Source organism: Amycolatopsis circi, assembly GCF_003385235.1.
In the GTDB taxonomy this organism is placed as follows: Bacteria; Actinomycetota; Actinomycetes; order Mycobacteriales; family Pseudonocardiaceae; genus Amycolatopsis; species Amycolatopsis circi.
In genome coordinates this window covers 1-18,728 of the sequence record NZ_PQIA01000063.1, presented here as the reverse complement: position 1 = coordinate 18,728, position 18,728 = coordinate 1, and the positions used below count along the sequence as shown (strand labels likewise).

Here is an 18,728-nt window from a genome sequence, read left to right as displayed (position 1 = left end):
GGTTGGCGTCCTTGTGGACGGTGGGCAATGCCGAGGCCGCACGGCCTGAGTCCCTGGCATTGGTGGTGCCGTCCGGCGGGAACGCCCGCCCGCGCCGGGAGATGCCCGGTCCGCCGGACCCGCGCCCCACCGTCCCCTTCTCCCACTCCCGCACCGGTTTCGGCAACTTTCCGGACGCAGCCCTTCCGCACCCCGTTCTTCTTATGTTAAGAAGCTTTACTAACTATTGGATGGAGGCACGACGTGAGCTCACCCACCCGCCCGGGGGACTCCGCGACCCTTCCGGGGAACGGTCTCGAACGCCGGATCGGGCCGCTGCAGGCGACCGCGATCAACATGACGCAGATGTGCGGGATCGGCCCGTTCGTCACCATTCCCGCGATGGTCGCGACCATGGGCGGCCCGCAGGCGATGTTCGGCTGGATCATCGGCGCGATCATCGCGCTCGCCGACGGGCTGGTGTGGGCCGAGCTGGGCGCCCCGCTGCCCGGGGCCGGCGGCACCTACATCTACCTGCGCGAAGCGTTCCAGTACCGCTCGGGCCGGCTGATGCCGTTCCTCTTCGCCTGGAGCGCGGTGCTCTTCATCCCGCTCATCATGTCCACCGGCATCATCGGGCTGGTCCAGTACCTGGGCTATCTGGTGCCGGGCGTGACCGACGCGGGCGGCGTCACCCCGCTGGGCAAGGTCATCGGCATCGGCCTCGTCGTGCTGATCGTGCTCGCGCTGTTCCGCCGGATCGGCCAGATCAGCAAGCTCACCACGGCGCTGTTCCTGATCATGCTGTTCGCCGTTCTCGCGGTGATCATCGCGGCCTTCACGCACTTCGACGCGCACCAGGCGTTCGACTTCACCCCGGGAGCCTTCAACTGGGGCGGCTCGTTCTGGTCCGGCCTCGGCGCGGGCCTGGTCATCGCCGTCTACGACTACCTCGGCTACAACACGAGCGCGTACCTCGGCGGCGAGGTCCGCAACCCGGGCCGCACGATCCCGCGTTCGATCATCTTCTCCATCCTCGGCATCATGACGCTCTACTTCCTGCTCCAGGTGGGCGTGCTCGGCTCGCAGCCGCTGGAGTCGATCAAGAACGCGACGTCGGTGGCGTCCTCGGTGCTGGAGCAGGCGTGGGGTTCGGTCACCGCCAAGATCGTCACCGTCTTCATCGTGATCGCCGCGGTCGGTTCGGTGTTCGCCGGTCTGCTCGGCGGGTCGCGAGTGCCGTTCGAGGCTGCGCGCGACAAGGTGTTCCTGCCGGTGTTCGGCAAACTGCACCCGAAGCTGAACCTCCCGACCGCGGGCGTGCTCGCGATGGGTGCGATCACCGCGATCGGTTCGCTGTTCACCTTGACTGACGTGATCAACGCGGCCGTCACCGTGCTGGTGATCATCCAGTCGCTCGCGCAGGTCGCGGCGATCGTCGTGCTGCGCCGCCGTCAGCCGCACCTCAAGCGGCCTTACCGGCAGGTGCTGTACCCGGTGCCGACGATCATCGCGTGCCTCGGCTGGGTTTATGTGTACGTATCGGCCAGCTGGCTTTCGATCTGGCTCTCGATCGGCTGGATCGCCCTCGGGGTCGTCGCCTTCCTGATCTACGCCTCGAAGGAAAAGGTGTGGCCGTTCGGTCCCAAGGAAATCCGCGAAGCGTTCGCGGCCCAGCCGGTCTCGGGGGTGGAGTCGTGAGGAAACCGCTGATCGCCGGGATCACCGCGCTCGTCCTCGTTCCCGGTGTGGTCACCGCGGTGTCGACCACCGCTTCCGCGCAGCAGCCGGAAACGGCGGCGTCTCGTCCGCAAGGGCCGTCGACGATCGGCCTCGGCGGCTGGCAGGTGCTGACGACCGCGCAGGTCAAGGACGGCGGCACAGCGGTGTCGAAGCCCGGTTACCCGACGCGCGGCTGGCTGAAGGTGAAGCCGGACGACGCAGGCGCACCGGGCACCGAGATCAACGCGCTGGTGCAAAACGGCAAGTGCGCCAACGTCTTCTATTCGGACAACATGCGCAAATGCTTCGGCTACCAGACGAAGCGCGGGCCGGTCACCACGAAGCAGTTCATGGACCCGTGGTGGTTCCGCACCGATTTCGACCCCGGTTTCCGGCCGGGCAAGAATGCGAAGCTGACCATCCCGGGCGTCGTCGGCGAGGGCGACGTGTGGGTGAACGGCACGCTCGTCGCGGGCAAGGACGTGGTGAGCGGCGCGTACGCGGGCCACACCTTCGACGTCACGAAGCTCCTGCGGCCGGGCAGGAACACGCTCGCGGTCAAGATGTACCCGAACGACCCGAACTCGATGTACACGCTCGACCAGGCCGACTGGGCGCAGATCGTGCCGGACAACAACACCGGCCTGCAGTATCCGCCCACGTTGCAGTTGTCGGACGCGCTGAGCGGCGACAACGCGCACGTCGTGCAGGACAACGCGGCGGATCTGTCGACGTCCTCGCTGACCGCGAAGGTCGACGTCACCAATGACGCGGGCACGCCGCAGACCGGCGAGGTCACCGCGACTGTCACGCCGCCCGGCCGCGGCGCGCCGATCGTGGTCAAGCAGAACGTCACGATTCCCGCGCACGCCAAGCAAACCGTGACGTTCACGCCCGCGAAGTTCCCGCAGTTGAAGATCGTCAAGCCGCAAGTGTGGTGGCCGTACTCGATGGGTGCACAGCCGTTGTACACCTTGGGTACGACAGTTTCGCAGGGCGGCGTGGTATCGACGTCGTCATCGGACACGTTCGGGATCCGGACGGTGACGTCGAAGCTGATCGGCAAGTCCCCGGCGCTGCCGGACGGCGCGCGGAAGTTCGCGGTCAACGGCCACGACTTCGTGTTCCGCGGCGGCGGTTTCGCGCCGGACCTGTTCCTGCGCTACGACAAGGCCGACATCGCACATCAGCTCGCGCTGATCAAGAACCTGGGCCTGTCCGGCGTCCGGCTCGAAGGCCACGACATGCCCGCGGACTTCTACGAGCAGGCCGACCGCGCCGGACTGCTGGTGCTCGGCGGATTCCTTTGCTGCGACGCCTGGCAGCCGGAACATCCGGAGAAACTGACCGACCGCGACTACCGGATCATGCACGATTCCGCGTACTCGATCGCGCAGGCCGAACGCAGCCACCCCAGCGTGATCACCTACGGTTGGAGCGACAACGAGCCGATCCCGCGGCAGGAAACCGAGACGCTGAGCGCGTTCAAGGCCGCCGACTGGGACGTGCCGGTGATCGCGTCGGCGGAGTACAAGAGCACCAAGACGCTCGGCCCGTCAGGGGAGAAGGAAGGCCCGTACGACTGGGTCCCGCCGACCTACTGGTACGACTCGTCGACCTTCGACAAGACCGACTCGAGCCGCACGAACGCGGGCGGTGCCTGGGGTTTCGCCAGCGAGCAGAGCGCCGGGCACACCGTGCCGACGCTGGATTCGCTCCGGCGGTTCCTGTCGCCGGAGGAGCAGGCGAAGCTGTGGCAGGACCCGGCGTACAACCAGTACCACGCGAACTACGAGTCCGGGCACGGTGGCTACAAGTTCGGCACGCTGTACACCCTGGACGAGTCGATCGCCCGCCGGTACGGCAAATGGGATTCGCTGGAGTCCTATGTGGAGTCCGCGCAGATCGCGAACTACGAGAACACCCGTTCCCAGTTCGAAGCGTTCCTCGCGCACGCCAACGACAAGAAGAACCCGTCGACCGGCGTGGTGTACTGGCAGCTGAACAAGGGCTGGCCGACGCTGCTGTGGTCGCTGTACAACAACGACGGCGACCAGCCGGGCGCGTATTTCGGTGCGCAGAAGGCGAATAAACCGCTGCACGCGTTGTACACCTATGACACCGGCACGGTCGCGCTGTCCAACCTGGGCGCTGCGCGGCAGCACGGAATTTCGGTACAGGCCAAGGTGTACGACACTGCTGGCAAGGTGCTCGACGACCAGACCGCACCGGCGGTTTCGCTGGACAGCCAAGGCGTCGCGACCGGATTGCTGAAGCCGAAGGTCCCGGCGGAGACGAAGGCACCGGCGAAGGCGCAGGTGTATTTCGTGGAGCTGCAGGTGCGGCAGGCCGGGAAGGTCGTGGACCGCAACGTCTACTGGATGTCCACGCAGAAGGACGTCGTGGACTGGGCGAAGACGCTGCAGAATCCGCAGGCGACGATGAGCCAGTACAGCGACCTCACCGCACTGCGCGATCTGCCGAAGTCGCAGGTCAACGTGACCGCCTCGACGCGTCCGTCGCGTGGACCGGACGGCACGGACACCGCGACGACAGTCACGGTCGCCAACCCGTCGAAGACGTCCGCGGTCAGTTTCTTCCTGCGCGCGGACCTGCGCCGCTCGACCGACGGGTCGCAGCTGCCAGCCGCGACCTGGGACGACAACGACATCACGTTGTGGCCGGGCCAGTCGCAGACGCTGACCGTCCGCTACCGGGCCGCCGACCTCCGCGGCGCGGCCCCGACCGTCAGCGTCGACGGGTTCAACACCGGCCGGGTCGTGGTACCGGCCGGTCCGCACCGGGACAGCCAGGGCGCTGTCCCGCCGGTCATCGAGGGGACCCGCGAGTGACATCGGAAGACCTGATCCTGGGCATCGACTTCGGCGGCACGAAAGTGGCGCTGGGTCTGTCCGACCGGACCGGCACGCTGCGGGCCACCCGCCGCCTGGACACCGACGCCGAAGCGGGTGCCGAACAGGTGGTCACCCGGGCGCTGGCCGCTGCGACCGAACTGGTCGGTGACGCCCGGATCGCCGCGATCGGGGTAGTGAGCCCGGGAATCGTGCTGCCGGACCGGATCCTGCTGGCCCCGAACGTGCCCGGCTGGGAAGAACTCCACCTGGCCGAACTGGTGTCGGCGGCCTTCCCGGCCGTTCCGGTGGCCGTGGGCACGGACGCGAAAGCCGCTGCCCTGGCGGAATGGACCTGGGGAACGTTGAAGGGCGCGGACCCGGCGGTCTTCTTGTCGCTGGGCACCGGCATCGCCGCCGCGGTCCTGGTCGGAGGCCGGTTGCTGACCGGTGCGAACGGGGCGGCCGGGGAGATCGGATACAACCTGCGCACCCCCCAAGACGCCGACGGATTCGCCAGCGGAGCGGCGCCGCTGGAAGAAGCCGTCGGAGGCCGGTGGCTGGGCACGCGGGCGACCGCGCTGCTCGGCCGCCCGGTCACCGCGGGGGAGTTGTTCGCCCTGGCGCGGGAGAACCCCGACGCCAAGGAACTCGTCGCTTCGGCGTTGGACGAGCTTTCCATGCACGTGGCCAACCTGGCGATCGCCTACGACCCTTCGCGAATCGCGGTGGGCGGCGGGTTGGTCCGGTCGGCAGATGTGCTGCTGCCCGCGCTGCGAGAACGGCTGACGGCCGCGGTGCCGTTCCCACCGGAACTGGTGCCCGCGCGGTTCGATCAGGACGCCGCGCTGCTGGGCGCGGTGGCGCTGGCGTTGCGGGAAGAATGAGACTCCGTGACCGGCGGGGTTGTTGCGACGCTTCGCCGGTCACGGGCACCAAGTATTTGCCGCGGTTCTTGCGGGCCCCGGCCCGATCCTGGCGTGGGGCGACGGCGGCTTGGCGCGATCGCCCGCGATGCGTCTGCCAGCGTATGTCCTTGGCGACTTCCTCCTGCGCAGCCGCGATTTCCTCGGCCGTGGACCCAGCGAGGTCGCTGTCCGTGGCGTATTCCTATCGGGACAGCAGGTCGCGAGCGCCTGTTCTGCGCAGGGTGCGTGATGGGCACCGGCGCTGGTCACAGGGTGACGGGCGTCTCCGCCGAGGACCGGTGCGCGGGGTGCTTGCGGTACTGTCGCCGGCATGGGGAGTCTCCGTTCGCGCGTCCTCGCTTGGGCCGGCCGCCGGTACATCGCCCGCCAGCAGAAGCGCGGTTTCGATCTCGAGAAGATGGCGCTGCTGCCGGACTCGGCCCTGGAGCCGCTGCGCCGCCAGGGTCTCGACCCGGTCCCGGACCTCGGCCGGCTGCGCGGCGAGGCGCCGATCAGCAAGCTGGACCTGCCGTTCGGGATGAACGCCTGGCTCGTGACCGGGTACGAGGAGGCCAAGGCCGTCCTCGGGAAGGGCACGGAGTTCAGCAACGACTTCACGAACCTCGTCGGCAACGCGGGCGTCACGGAGGACCAGAACCCGGGCGGTCTCGGATTCGCCGATCCGCCGGTCCACACCCGGCTGCGGAAGCTGCTGACGCCGGAGTTCACGATGCGCCGGCTGTCCCGGCTCACGCCGCGGATCGACGAGATTGTGGCGGGCCAATTGGACGCGATGGCCGCCGCCGACGGTCCGGTCGATCTGTGGGAGCAGTTCGCGCTGCCGATCCCGTCGCTCACGATCTGCGAGCTGCTCGGCGTGTCCTATGAGGACCGCGCGGACTTCCAGCGGCTGAGCACCGCGCGATTTGACCTGTTCAGCGGCGCGGGCGCGTCGCTGGGCGCGATCTCGGAGTCGCTGGGATACCTGCTGGAAATCGTGCGCAAGCAGCGCGAACAGCCCGGCGACGGCCTGCTCGGCATGCTGATCAAGGAGCACGGCGACGAGATCGACGACCGCGAACTCGCCGGTCTCGCGGACGGCATCCTGACCGGCGGCCTCGAGACCACGGCGAGCATGCTGGCGCTGGGCGCGCTGGTGGTGCTGCGCGACCCGGCCGCGTTCGAGGCGGTCCGGGGCGACGACGATTCGGTGCACCGGTTCGTCGAGGAGCTGCTGCGGTACCTGACGGTGGTGCAGATGGCGTTCCCGCGGTTCGCGAAGCAGGACCTGGACGTCGCCGGCGTGCACATCAGCGAAGGCGACATCGTGCTGGTGTCGCTGTCGGTCGCGGACCGCGACCCGGTGCTCGGCAAGGGCGACATGGACCGCTTCGACCCGACCCGCGACCCGTCCTCGCACCTGGCGTTCGGGTACGGCATCCACCGCTGCATCGGCGCGGAACTGGGCCGGATGGAACTGCGGGCGGCCTATCCGGCGCTGGTCCGGCGGTTCCCCAACCTGCGGCTGGCGGTGCAGCCGGAGGAACTGGCGTTCCGGAAGGTGTCGATCGTGTACGGGCTCGACTCGCTGCCGGTGCTGGTGGACTGACGCTCGATCCCGGGGCCGCCAAGGGGGCCGCCTCGGGCAGGCCGGAGACTGGTGGCGCGCAGGATTCGAGCACGGCTGCGGCGGGGTTGCGGGATCGAACCCCGACCGCCGGATGCTATGGATATGCCCAGCGGACGGCTTGGGACAGCGGCAACACCGACCGCGATGACAACCGCGCGATGACAACCGCGCGATGACAACCGCGCGATGACAACCGCGCGATGACAACCGCGCGATGACAACCGCGCGATGACAACCGCGCGATGACAACCGCGCGATGACAACCGCGCGATGACAACCGCGCGATGACAACCGCGCGATGACAACCGCGCGATGACAACCGCGGGAAGACCGACAGCGCGATTACAACTGCCCGATGACGACAGCGGGAAGACCGACAGCGCGATCACCGACAGCGGCAATGCCGACAGCTCGCCCACCTCGACGGCGCGCTCGCAGCGCACACGACGGGCACGCTCGAATCGACGGTGTCACGCTCGGAACCCATCAACTCGAACCGGGCCAACTCAGCGCCCGGCACCGCGCCCCTCTCCCAGCAGCTCCCTCGCCGCACCTCTCACCTCATCGCACTCCTCTCGGCCGGAACTGCACGCTGATCCGCGGCCCCACCGAACGGGCCGTCTTCGGGATCGCGTGTTCCCACGTCCTCTGGCACGACCCGCCCATCACGATCAAGTCCCCGTGTCCCAGCGGGTACCGCAGCGAGTCCCCGCCGCCCCTCGGCCGCAGCGCCAGATGCCGGGCCGCGCCGACGGACAGGATCGCCACCATGGTGTCCTCGGTCCGGCCGCGGCCTAGGTCGTCGCCGTGCCAGGCGACGCTGTCCTGGCCGTCGCGGTAGTAGCAGAGCCCGGCCGTGCGGAACGGTTCGCCCAGTTCAGCCGCGTAATGCGCGGACAGCGCCTCCCGCGCCTCGGTCAGGACCGGATGCGGCAGCGGCGCGTGCTCCCGGTAGAAGCACAGCAGCCGAGGGACGGCGACGACCCGGTCGTACATCTGCCGCCGCTCCGCGTACCACGGGACCTCGGCCGCCAGGTGCTCGTACAGCTCGTCCGAGCCGTCGAGCCATCCCGGCAGCACGTCGATCCACGCGCCTTGCCCGAGTTCGGTGCGCTGCACGGTGGACAGCGGGCCCACCGTGGCCGGCCCGCTGGCACCGAACAGCGAGCCCTGAAATGCCTGACTCATGCCTCCAAGCTACACGACGATCGAACACCTGTTCGGATGAACTACTCGGCGGGCTTGGGATGCGCGGTGACGACGAGCCGGTGCAGGCGGGCGTCGGGGGCGGATTCGTTGTGGTAGCGGGACACAAGGTCGGTGATCAGAGTGGTCAGTTCGTCGGTGAACGACGAACGGTCACGGGCGGAGGCGAAGGCGATTTCCGTGTCCAAAGTCAGCGTCGAGAGCGGCTTGCCCGCGCGAGCCGCGCGTCGGGCCAGTCCGGCGACCTCGCGCAGGGTCCGACCGGCGACGGCCAGCAGGTAGCTCACCGAAAGGCGGTCCGGCGTTACCTGGGCGGCTCCGGCCGCGCCGAGAGCGGCGGGGGAGACCAAGTAGGCACCGGCGGTGGCGGCGAAGAGCCGTTCGGTGAGGCCGCCCCACTGCCGGGTCCCGGCGGGTTCGACCAGGCCGTGCGATTCGAGCGCGCGCAGGTGGTAGTTGACCTTTTGCCTGGTCAGGCCCACCTTGGCGGCCAGTGCCGCGGCGGACGCCGGTTCGGTCAGCGCGGCCAGCAGGCGGGCGCGCACCGGGTCCAGCGCGGCCGCCGCGACGGCGGGGTCCTCGATCACTTCGACGTCCTGCATCCCTTGAGCCAAGCAGTGACAAACAAAGTCGTCAAGGGACGGGCTCTTGTCCGCGACCGGCCGGGGACTTAGAGTGAGCACCCAGTGGTCTGGACCTGTACCGCTACCGCCGCCCTGAGTTCCACGGAGGTTGGCACGTGCGCACGAGAACCCGGATCGGCGGAGTCCTGGCGGCGGCGGTGTGCGGGCTCGCGATTCTCGCCCCGGTCGCGGACGCCCAGGTCGGCGGCGGCACCTGGAAACCCTGGTCGCCGGGGTACAAGGAGCAGCAGAAGGGCTGCGGCCAGGTCAGCGGGCTCACCTTCAAGCTGACCTGCTCCGACGGCAGCGGCGAGCAGCGGGCCGAACGCCGCTACGACACCTACACCGGCGGCACGCACCAGTTCGAGGGGTCTTTCAAGATCACCAGCATGGGCGGTTCGCGGATCAGCCTGAAACAGACGTTCCGCGATGGTTCGAACGCCGGGCCGTATTTCCTGCTGGCAGTAGAAAAGGGCGGTCGGCTGTACACCGTGGAGAACGGCCAGACGGTGGCGACCGGTGCGACAGTCGGGACTTCGGTGCGAGTCAACACGATCAACGAGGTCGGCAGCTCGCACAAGGTGTACATCAACGGTTCGCTGAAGCAGACGGACGACAGCCCCTCGGGCAGCTATTACGACAAGTTCGGGTCATACCGGACGGCGAGCGGGGCCGGGCCGATTACCGTGCAGTGGAGCGGAATCAAGTTCTGGACCAGGTGATCGCTTGCCCGCCGGACGGGTGCCCGGCATCCGTCCGGCGGGAATTTCCGTTGCCGCGGCACGGGAATTCGGTCACTGTTGCGGCCATGACTTTGGTTGAGCACTACGACACCGAGACCGCTGAGAACACGCGGCTGGTCAGATCGCCGCACGGCAGACTGGAATTCCGGCGCACCCAAGAACTCGTGCGCAGAGCGATACCGTCGACGGGGCAGAGAGTGCTCGATGTCGGCGGGGCAACCGGGGTGCACGCCCGTTGGCTGGCCGCGGACGGACATTCGGTGCACGTAGTCGATCCGGTGGCCGGTCATGTCGCGGAGGCAGTCGAAATCGAAGGCGTCACGGCAGAAGTCGGCGATGCACGAGCTTTGCCCTGGCCGGACAATAGTGCGGATACAGTGTTGCTGATGGGCCCTCTCTATCACCTGACCGAATCCGACGACCGTGCGCAGGCGATTGCCGAAGCCCGGCGCGTGCTTCGGCCTGGAGGACTGCTGTTCGCCGCTGCGATCAGTCGTTATCTCTCGGCCCTGGAAACCGGAACAAACGGTCAGCTCACCGAGCAATTAAGCACTGCGGTTGAAGAGGTCATCGGTACTGGACGCTACGACGGCCACGTCGGCTTCGTACCCGCGCATTTCCACACCGCGGACGAGCTTCGCGACGAGCTGGAAACCGCTGGCCTGTCCGGGATTTCCGTGTACGGCGTAGAAGGCCCCGCTTGGCCCGCACTGGACGTCGCCGGTCTCGAAGAATTCGACGCACGCGTGGACGCGGCCCTTCGCTGCGCCCGTCTGGTCGAACAGGACCCGCTCCTCATCAACGCCAGCGCGCATTTCCTTGCCGTAGCCGTCAACTAGCCCATTCGTCGAGCGAGTCCCAGGCTGTGAGCGTCCGACGACTGGTGAACCGGCGATGCTCACCGCTCAGCGGATCATCGAATTCCAGCACTTTTGCCAGCAGCTGCAACGGTTTCGTGAAGTCGTCCAGCGGCTTCTCGTGCAGCTCCGGATAAAAGTCGTCGCCGAGAATGGGAGTTCCCAAAGAACACATGTGGACCCGCAGCTGATGCGTGCGTCCGGTGGCGGGGGTAAGGCGATAGCGGCCCAGCCCGTCCCGGTGCTCCAGAAGCTCCACTGTGGACTCCGAATTCGGTGGCCCGGGAAGCTCCTGCGCGGCCAGCACGCCGCGCTCCTTGATGATCCGGCTGCGCACGGTCCGGGGCAGCTCTAAGGCGGGATCATAAGGCGCGATCGCCTCGTATTCCTTGTATACCAACCGATCACGGAACATCGTCTGATACGCCCCGCGCGCGGACGGCGTGATCACGAACATCACCAGCCCGGCCGTCACGCGGTCGAGCCGATGAGCGGGGGACAGCGCGGGCAGATCCAGCGAACGGCGCAACCGCACCAAAGCGGTTTCCAAGACGTGCCGTCCACGCGGGATCGTCGCCAGGAAGTGCGGTTTGTCGACCACCAGCAGGTGTTCGTCGCGGTGCAGGACGGTGACGTCGAACGGCACCGGAACCTCGTCCGGCAGATCGCGATGGAACCAGATGAACGAGCCGGGGACGTACGCCGCGTCGATCCCGAGCGGACCGTCTTCGCCGTAGATCCGCTGCTCGTGCAGCATTTCCTCGATCCGCGCGGGGGCGACCCGGGGCAGGCGTTCGACCAGGTGCTCCAGCAGCGTCGTCCACGGGCCCTCGTCGGGCAGCCGCAGCCGGGCCGGGTCGAGGCCGTGCCGGGGCGGGATCGGGGCCGGGCGCTTGCGTCTCATCGGCTCCCGAGTCTAGTCGGGCGGGTTCTGCCGGTACGCCGCGATGTAGCGGGCGGTCGCCTCGGCACCTGCCTCGGCGGCCTTCTCGCGCCGGATCCGCTTGCCGGTTCCGGGCGGAAAACCGTTGCGGGACAACCGGTGGTCGATGCTTTCCTCCATGTAGGCGCACGAGTAGAAGTACGACACCAGCGCGGCCATCAGCACGATCGCCAGCCGCAGCCCGAGCGGGGCCGGCAGCAGCAGCCAGACCAGGCACAGCGGCGCGATGCCCACCGTCGCGCGCAGGACGTGCCGCGCCTTCCAGTGCTGGGACGTCGCGTCGTGCAGCAGCCAGTCCTGGTAGCGCTCGGGGAGCCGTCCGCTCACGGCGTACCAGAACCAGCGGAGAACGCCGGGCCGTTCGGTCACTAGTGCCTCCTTGGGATCTGCGGCCAGAGTACCCTAATGATTAGTACACTAACTATTAGTGTGGTGCAGCCCGCGCTAGAGTGGGCCCGAGCACGAGGAGGACGAGTGGCCGAGATCGACCTTGGCGAGGACCCGCTGAAGCTCGACCGGCAGGTGTGCTTCGCGCTGTCGGTCGCCTCGCGCAGCGTCATCGCGATTTACCGGCCGCTGCTGGAGCCGCACGGGCTGACCCATCCGCAGTACCTGGTGATGCTGGCGCTGTGGGAGCAGTCGCCGCGGTCGGTCAAGGATCTCAGCACGGCGTTGCGGCACGAGCCCGCGACGCTGTCGCCGCTGCTCAAACGGCTGGAGGCGGTCGGGTACGTGACCCGCGGCCGCAGCCGGGCCGACGAGCGCCAGCTGACCGTCGAGCTGACCGAGAAGGGGCGGAATCTGCGCGCCGAGGCGGAGAAAATTCCGTATCGCGTCGTCGAGCGGCTCGGCATGGAGGTTTCCGAGCTGGAAGCCCTGCACGCCGCGCTCGGCCGGGTGATCGAAGCGACCGCCTAGCGGGAAGAACCAGCGTCCGGATCCGGTTCTGCTCAAGGGAACGTGCCGACTGAGCGGAGCGAGCGTGGACAAGATCCGGGTGGGGGTGGCTCCGGGACTCGGGACCGGGCCGGCGGAATTCTCCGGGTTGGCGGAGCTGACGGAGGCGGCGGGCGTCGACTCGCTGTGGCTGTCGGAGGTGATCTATTCGCCGGACGTCGACCCGTTGATCGGCATGGCGCACGCGCTGGCCCGCACCGACCGGCTCAAACTGGGCACGGGCGTGGCGATCCTGCCCGGACGGAACCCGGTGCTGGTCGCGAAACAGCTGGTCACGCTGGCCGGATTGGCTCCCAAACGCGTGCTGCCGGTGTTCGGCCTGACGCCCGCGCAGCCCGCGGAACGCTCCCTGTTCCCGGTGCCGGACGGCCGTCGCGCCGCGGTGTTCGACGAGTCGCTCGCGTTGCTGCGCCTGTTGCTGGAACAGGACAACGTGTCCTTCGACGGCGAGTTTTTCCAGGTCGACGGCGTGACGACCGGGCCGCGCCCGGCAAAGCGGCTCGACGTCTGGGTCGGCGGAGCTGCCCCGGCGGCGTTGCGTCGCGCGGGCCGGTTGTCCGACGGATGGCTCGGCAGTTTCCATACGCCGGAGCAGTCCCGGGCGGCGCGGCTGGCGATTCAGGAGGCTGCTGCCGAAGCCGACCGCGAGATCGAATCGGACCACTTCGGGCTGAGCATGGTCCTGGCGCTGCACGGGATTCCGGAAGGGCTGCGGACGGTGGCCGAACGGCGCAATCCAGGCCGTTCGGCCACCGAACTCGTGCCCACCAGCTGGGCCGAGGCGCGCCGGATGATCGAGCAGCACGTCGAGGCCGGACTCACGAAATTCGTGGTCCGGCCCGGATACTCCGGCGACTACCGGCAGTTCCTCGACGATTTCGTGCGCGAACTCGTTCCGTTGCAGAACTAGAACGTCAGCTGCTCGGTCTTGCGGGGCATGAGCAGCAACGCGACGACACTGATCACCGAGACGGCCACGATCGCGAGGAACACGTTGTGCGTGGCTCCGGCGAGGGATTCGCGCACGTACGCCGTCGCCGGCGAGTTGTCGTGTGCGCCGCTGAGAACGCGGCTGGTCGCGTCGACGCTCGCCGGAAGGTGCCCGGCGACCTCCGCGGGCGGGTTGGCGAACCGGCCGGCGAGGGTGGCGTTGGCGATCGCGCCGAAGATCGCCGTGCCGACCGCGCTGCCCAGCGAACGACTGAACATGTTGGTCGCGGTCACCACGCCGCGGCGCTCCCAGCCGACAGTCGACTGCACGGCCACCACGGTGGGACTCGACGAAAGCCCGAGGCCGACACCGACCACGAACACCGCCGCCGCGGCCATCCAGACCACCGAGTCCAACCCGAGGAACGTCGCGAGAATGGCCCCGATGAGCAGGAATCCGCTGCCGATCAACGCGGTGTCGCGGAATCCGATCCGCAAGTAGACCTTTCCGGACAGCGACGCGGCAATCGGCCAGCCGATCGTCAGCGCGGCCAATGCGAAGCCCGCGGTGAGCGCGTCCGTGCCGAGCACGCCTTCCGCGTACGTCGGCAGGAACGAGCTGAAGCCCAGCAGCACCGCGCCCGTCACGAGGGCGACCAGGTTTCCGCCGATCAGCGTGCGCCGGGTGAACACCCACAGCGGCAGCACGGGTTCGTCCGCGCGCCGTTCGACCAGGACGAACGTGACCAGCATCAGGACGGCGACGGCGAAGATCGCCACGCTCGGCGCGGACGTCCAGCTCCACGCGACCCCGCCTTCCAGCAGAGCCAGGATCAGCAGTGCGCAGCCGAGCGTCAGCAGGGTCGCGCCGGCGTAGTCGACCTTGTGCCGGGTGCGTTTCACCTGCTCGGTGAACTTGCGGTAGAGCATCCACGCGGCGAGCGCGCCGAGCGGCAGGTTGACGAAGAAGATCCACCGCCAGCTGAGGTATTCGGCGAACACGCCGCCGAGCGTCGGCCCGATCACCGAGGCGACCGCCCACACGCCGGCGAGGTAGCCCTGCACCCGGGCGCGCTCCTCGACCGTGTACAGGTCGCCGACCATCGTCATGCTGATCGGCTGGACCGCGCCCGCGCCGATGCCCTGCACCGCGCGCGCCGCGATCAGCACCGGCATGCTCCACGCGAACCCGCACAGCACCGAGCCGAGCAGGAACGCGGCGATCCCGAAGAACATCACCGGGCGGCGGCCGAGGACGTCGGCGAACTTGCCGTACAGCGGCACGGTGACCGCCTGGGTGAGCAAGTAGATCGAGAACAGCCACGGGAACTGGGAAAACCCGCCGAGGTCGCGGACCACGGAGGGGACCGCGGTGGCGATGATGGTGCTGTCGAGGGCCACGAGGCCGGTGCTCAGCATGACGGCGGCGAGGACGGGACCCCGCTCGGAACGAAGGCCTACGGCGGCGCGTTTCGCCGCGGGCGGACTGCTCGTGCTACCCATGCTGGGAATGAACTCCTTCGCCTCGGCAAGCATTCCCCAGCCGATCGATCGGTGCCCGAGGGTCGGCCGGACCGCCATCATGGAGGGATGGACAGGTGGGTGCGGCCGATCGGCCGGGGCTGGGTCGTTCAGGGCGAGGTGCCGGGACCGGATGTCGACGAGTTCGCTGAACCCGAGGCCGTGACGAGGGCGCTCGCGGCGGTGGAGGGAGACACCCTGCTGGCCGCGCAGCATCCCGCGCGGACTCCCGAGGCGCTGGCGGCAGGGCTGGACGTCGAGGCGGCGCTGCCGGAGGCGCGGGCGACGCTCGAACGGCTGCTGACCGGGCATTACCGGCCGGAAACCGGGTTCGTCGCGGCCTACCGGATTGGCGAAACCATCGCGGGCGTGCTGTGCGTGGTCGACGTCCGGGAGCTGACCTCGGCCGACGCGCACGTGAAGCACACCGAGGAGGTCTATCCGGAGGTGGTCGCCGAGCGCGCGGCCGTGCTGGACGGCCTCGGTTGCGCGACGAGCGCCGCGCTCCTCGTACCGGTCGGCGACGGCGCGGACCTGACCGCGGCGGTCAAGGAAGCAGCGAGTTCGGCGGATCCCGATGTGTCCACTGTGGACCGAGCCGGGCTGCCGCACGAACTCTGGGTGGTAGGCCCGGGCCAGATGCAGGAACGGCTGCTGGAAGCCGCGTCCGCGAGCGATCTGCTGGTGGCGGACGGAAATCACCGGGTCGCGGCCGCGGCCGGAAGCGGGCAGCTGCTGGCGTTGATCACGGCCGGGTCGCAGCTGGAGATCCGCGCGATCAACCGTGTGCTCCTCGGAACTGGACGCACCGCCGAGAGCCTGTACGCCGCCTGGCAGGAGGCAGGACTGGACGTGACCTGGTCGGACGACGCGACCCCGCCGTCGTGCCCCGGGACAGCGGTGGTGCTGGCCGGATCGCGCGTGCTGCGGGTGCGGCTGCCCGGATCGGATCCGCTGGTGATCGACCACGAGGTGGTGGAGCAGTTGCTCCTCGGCTCGGCACTCGGCCTCGACCCGGACGGCCCGCACGTCCGCCCGCTGCTGCCCGGCAGCCCGGTCCCGCCGGACGCGGACGCGGTGGTGCAGCTGGCCCCGGTGCCGTTCGAAACGGTGCAAGCGGTGCACGCCGCGGGACGGCGGATGCCGAGGAAGGCTACCTACTTCACGCCCAAGCCGCGGGGCGGGCTGGTTCTGGCGCGCTGGTAAAAAGGTGCAGGTCAGGGTCTGTTCCGCTTAGGATCGCGCGGGTGGAGCTACCTCTGATGCCGCCGGTGCGGCCGATGCTCGCCAAAGCCGTGCACGAGGTGCCGCGCGACGGCGGGTTCTGGTATGAACCGAAGTGGGACGGCTTCCGCTGCGTGGTGTTCCGCGACGGCGACGAGATCGAACTCGGCTCGCGCAACGACCGCCCGCTCACCCGGTACTTCCCGGAGCTGGTCGAGCTGCTGCGGGACGCCCTTCCGGACAAATGCGTCGTCGACGGCGAGATCGTGCTGGTCACCCCGCGCGGCTTGGACTTCGGGGCGCTGCAGCTGCGGCTGCATCCGGCGGCGAGCCGTGTCCGGAAGCTGGCAGAAGAGACTCCGGCCAGCTTCGTCGCGTTCGACCTGCTCGCTCTGGGGGAGCAGGACCTGACCGCGGAACCTTTCGCGACGCGGCGGCGTGCGCTGGAAGGGATCTTCGCGCCCTCGAGCGGCTTGCAACGGGTGCACCTGACCCCGATCACCACCGACCCGGACCTCGCCGAGGACTGGTTCACCCGGTTCGAAGGCGCAGGCTTCGACGGCGTCATGGCGAAACCTGCCGATCTGCCGTATGAACAGGACAAACGCGTCATGCTGAAGGTGAAGCACGAGCGCACCGCGGACTGCGTCGTCGCCGGTTTCCGCTGGCACAAGGACGGCAAGGGCGTCGGATCGCTGCTGCTCGGCCTGTACGACGACGAGGGGTCGCTGCACCACGTCGGCGTCGCGAGCAGCTTCACCGCGGTCCGGCGTCGGGAACTGGTCGAGGAGCTGGCTCCCTGGCGAGAAAACGCACTCGACGGACATCCGTGGCGCAGCTGGGCGGAATGGCAAGCCGAGGAGGTCCGGCGACCCGGCGCGAACAGCCGCTGGGCCCCGGACAAAGACCTGTCGTGGGAACCACTCCGTCCGGAACAGGTCGCCGAAGTCCGCTACGAACACCTGCAAGGAGGCCGCTTCCGCCACGGCGGACGATTAGTGCGCTTCCGCCCGGACCGGACTCCGGAATCGTGCACCTACGCACAACTCGACGAAGCCCCGCCAGCCGAACTGGCGGATCTTTTCGGGGAGGCCCGATGAGCGGGGTAACGCTGGAACTGGACGGCGTAGAACTGACGATCTCCAGTCCCGACAAGGTTTACTTCCCGGAACGGGGTGAAACCAAGCTAGATCTCGTCCGCTATTACCAGGCCGTCGCGGGCCCCTTGCTGGACCGCCTAGGCGGACGGCCGCTCCTTTTGGAACGCTATCCAGACGGCGCAGGCGGAAAATCGTGGTTCCAAAAACGCACGCCGAAGAACGCCCCTTCCTGGCTGACCACAGCCGTCGTCTCCACCCCGAACGGCACCACCAGCGACGCCCTTGTGGCCGCTGACCTGGCGCATGTCCTGTGGGCGGTAAACCAAGGCTGCCTGGGTTTCCATGTATGGCCCAACCGCGCGGCGTCGCTGGATATCGCGGACGAACTGCGCATCGACCTTGATCCGTCGCCCGGAATCGGCTTCCCGCAACTGCGCGAAGCGGCGGTACTGGTGCGCGAATTCCTTACTGAGCTAGGGATCGAGGTCCACGTGAAGACCTCGGGCTCGCGGGGCCTGCACCTGTATTCCATGCTGGAACCGCGATGGGACGGCTACGAGGTACGAGCGGCCGCAGTAGCCTTGGCGCGCGCCTTGGAACGGCGGCATCCGGACCTCATCACCGCCCAATGGTGGAAAGAAGAACGCGGTTCGCGGGTTTTCGTGGACTTCAATCAAAATGCGCCACACAAGACCGTTTTCGGCGCTTGGTGCGTGCGACCGAGGGTCGGTGGACAGGTTTCCACGCCGATCGCCTGGGACGAACTGGCGACAGTGGAGCCGGATACCCTGACCCTGTCGACAGTCCCGGCGCTGGTCGCGGAACGAGGCGATCCGTGGGCCGGGGCGAATGAGCGGCCGCAGTCGATCGAGGCGCTGCTGGAGATGTCGCGGGAGGATATGGCTCGTGGCTTAATGGACGCGCCGTGGCCGCCGGTGTACCCGAAGATGCCGAACGAGCCGCCTCGAGTCGCACCGAGCCGGGCGAAGAAGGTGGCTGCCGAGGACTGACTCGGTACGACACGCGTCACAGGCTGGTATCCTGGAGGCTACGGTGATTTGATCGTGCTGCCTGCTTTGCGGCGGAAGCGTTCAGGTGCCACGGTCAGCCGCGCTAAGGATAAGGGGCCTTAGCTTGCCCAGTGGAAACATTGGTCGGGCTGACGCGTCCGTGTCTGCCTGACCAGGCAGGCAGGGAGTGCGACCATGGCAATGGGCCCGGCCGAGTACGCGGCGATCGTCGCCATCACCGGCACAGTCGTCGGCGGCATTGTCCGCCCGCTCTGCAAATGGCTCACGGTGAGGACACTCGCGGCGAAGGCCCGCCCGGAGGACCTCCCCAAGATCGCTGAAGCCCTTCACCCGCCGATGCAACTGCGGCCAGTGCGCCCAGCCGAGGGAAAGCGGGCCCTCACAACAGACCCCGCCAAGGACCCCGACGCGACCCGCGAGCCCTCCGACGTCCGTGAGGGGAACCTTCACGGACTCTGATTCCCTCAGGGTTCCCCTCACGACCGTCGGAGGGCTCGCGGGT

At 68.4% G+C, this 18,728-nt stretch carries 17 protein-coding genes; 12 read left to right on the top strand and 5 right to left on the bottom strand.

Annotated elements, in window-relative coordinates; translation table 11 throughout:
* Nucleotides 1-243: 243 nt before the first annotated feature.
* The 4 genes from D0D37_RS25050 (at nucleotide 244) to D0D37_RS25035 (ending at nucleotide 7,070) form a co-directional block, all read left to right on the top strand.
* Nucleotides 244-1,680: an APC family permease gene (locus tag D0D37_RS25050; protein ID WP_116203011.1), complete on the top strand. Its 1,437-nt coding sequence runs from the start codon at nucleotides 244-246 to the stop codon at nucleotides 1,678-1,680.
* Nucleotides 1,677-4,553, top strand: a complete 2,877-nt coding sequence (locus tag D0D37_RS25045) for a glycosyl hydrolase 2 galactose-binding domain-containing protein (protein ID WP_116203010.1) — start codon at nucleotides 1,677-1,679, stop codon at nucleotides 4,551-4,553. Before D0D37_RS25050 ends, D0D37_RS25045 begins: the two co-directional genes overlap by 4 nt.
* Nucleotides 4,550-5,440: an ROK family protein gene (locus D0D37_RS25040; protein WP_116203009.1), complete on the top strand. Its 891-nt coding sequence runs from the start codon at nucleotides 4,550-4,552 to the stop codon at nucleotides 5,438-5,440. Before D0D37_RS25045 ends, D0D37_RS25040 begins: the two co-directional genes overlap by 4 nt.
* Before the next feature lie 352 nt (nucleotides 5,441-5,792).
* Entirely contained in the window at nucleotides 5,793-7,070 is a 1,278-nt protein-coding gene (locus D0D37_RS25035) for a cytochrome P450 (protein WP_162834459.1), read from the top strand.
* A gap of 582 nt (nucleotides 7,071-7,652) precedes the next feature.
* Here D0D37_RS25035 and D0D37_RS25030 read toward each other — a convergent pair.
* A complete protein-coding gene (locus tag D0D37_RS25030; RefSeq protein WP_116203008.1) occupies nucleotides 7,653-8,279 on the bottom strand; it encodes an alpha-ketoglutarate-dependent dioxygenase AlkB in 627 nt (208 codons plus the stop codon).
* A 41-nt stretch (nucleotides 8,280-8,320) separates the two neighbouring features.
* Nucleotides 8,321-8,899, bottom strand: a complete 579-nt coding sequence (locus D0D37_RS25025; protein ID WP_116203007.1) for an ArsR/SmtB family transcription factor — start codon at nucleotides 8,897-8,899, stop codon at nucleotides 8,321-8,323.
* Nucleotides 8,900-9,036: 137 nt separating this feature from the next.
* On the opposite strand from D0D37_RS25025, the gene D0D37_RS25020 reads away from it, so the two are divergent.
* The gene (locus D0D37_RS25020) at nucleotides 9,037-9,642 is read left to right on the top strand and encodes a polysaccharide lyase family 7 protein (RefSeq protein WP_162834458.1); all 606 of its coding nucleotides are present in this window, start codon (nucleotides 9,037-9,039) and stop codon (nucleotides 9,640-9,642) included.
* Nucleotides 9,643-9,728: 86 nt separating this feature from the next.
* Nucleotides 9,729-10,502 carry a class I SAM-dependent methyltransferase gene (locus D0D37_RS25015; RefSeq protein ID WP_116203006.1) on the top strand — a complete coding sequence of 258 codons (774 nt, stop codon included), beginning with the start codon at nucleotides 9,729-9,731 and terminating at the stop codon, nucleotides 10,500-10,502.
* Here D0D37_RS25015 and D0D37_RS25010 read toward each other — a convergent pair.
* Both D0D37_RS25010 and D0D37_RS25005 read right to left on the bottom strand, forming a co-directional pair.
* Nucleotides 10,495-11,424, bottom strand: coding sequence for an RluA family pseudouridine synthase (locus D0D37_RS25010; protein ID WP_116203005.1), 930 nt, complete (start codon nucleotides 11,422-11,424; stop codon nucleotides 10,495-10,497). The two genes, D0D37_RS25015 and D0D37_RS25010, sit on opposite strands and share 8 nt — an antisense overlap.
* Nucleotides 11,425-11,436: 12 nt before the next feature.
* Complete coding sequence (locus tag D0D37_RS25005; protein WP_116203004.1) at nucleotides 11,437-11,832, bottom strand: DUF5313 domain-containing protein; 396 nt, start codon at nucleotides 11,830-11,832, stop codon at nucleotides 11,437-11,439.
* A gap of 105 nt (nucleotides 11,833-11,937) precedes the next feature.
* Between D0D37_RS25005 and D0D37_RS25000 the strand changes: the two genes are divergently transcribed.
* Both D0D37_RS25000 and D0D37_RS24995 read left to right on the top strand, forming a co-directional pair.
* Nucleotides 11,938-12,381: a MarR family winged helix-turn-helix transcriptional regulator gene (locus tag D0D37_RS25000; RefSeq protein ID WP_116203003.1), complete on the top strand. Its 444-nt coding sequence runs from the start codon at nucleotides 11,938-11,940 to the stop codon at nucleotides 12,379-12,381.
* A 64-nt stretch (nucleotides 12,382-12,445) separates the two neighbouring features.
* A complete protein-coding gene (locus tag D0D37_RS24995) occupies nucleotides 12,446-13,330 on the top strand; it encodes a TIGR03854 family LLM class F420-dependent oxidoreductase (RefSeq protein ID WP_116203002.1) in 885 nt (294 codons plus the stop codon).
* Here D0D37_RS24995 and D0D37_RS24990 read toward each other — a convergent pair.
* Nucleotides 13,327-14,853 carry an MDR family MFS transporter gene (locus D0D37_RS24990; protein WP_116203038.1) on the bottom strand — a complete coding sequence of 509 codons (1,527 nt, stop codon included), beginning with the start codon at nucleotides 14,851-14,853 and terminating at the stop codon, nucleotides 13,327-13,329. The two genes, D0D37_RS24995 and D0D37_RS24990, sit on opposite strands and share 4 nt — an antisense overlap.
* 87 nt (nucleotides 14,854-14,940) lie before the next feature.
* Here D0D37_RS24990 and D0D37_RS24985 point away from each other — a divergent pair, with 87 nt between their 5' ends.
* The 4 genes from D0D37_RS24985 to D0D37_RS24970 all read left to right on the top strand — a co-directional run bounded on the left by D0D37_RS24985 (nucleotide 14,941) and on the right by D0D37_RS24970 (nucleotide 18,685).
* Nucleotides 14,941-16,077 (top strand): DUF1015 family protein, encoded by a 1,137-nt coding sequence (locus D0D37_RS24985; RefSeq protein WP_116203001.1) that lies wholly within the window; start codon nucleotides 14,941-14,943, stop codon nucleotides 16,075-16,077.
* A gap of 41 nt (nucleotides 16,078-16,118) precedes the next feature.
* Entirely contained in the window at nucleotides 16,119-17,195 is a 1,077-nt protein-coding gene (locus tag D0D37_RS24980; protein WP_208720136.1) for an ATP-dependent DNA ligase, read from the top strand.
* The gene (gene ligD / locus D0D37_RS24975; protein ID WP_116202999.1) at nucleotides 17,192-18,205 is read left to right on the top strand and encodes a non-homologous end-joining DNA ligase; all 1,014 of its coding nucleotides are present in this window, start codon (nucleotides 17,192-17,194) and stop codon (nucleotides 18,203-18,205) included. Before D0D37_RS24980 ends, ligD begins: the two co-directional genes overlap by 4 nt.
* 195 nt (nucleotides 18,206-18,400) lie before the next feature.
* On the top strand, nucleotides 18,401-18,685 hold the full coding sequence (locus tag D0D37_RS24970) for a hypothetical protein (protein WP_116202998.1): 285 nt from the start codon (nucleotides 18,401-18,403) through the stop codon (nucleotides 18,683-18,685).
* Nucleotides 18,686-18,728: the final 43 nt, after the last annotated feature.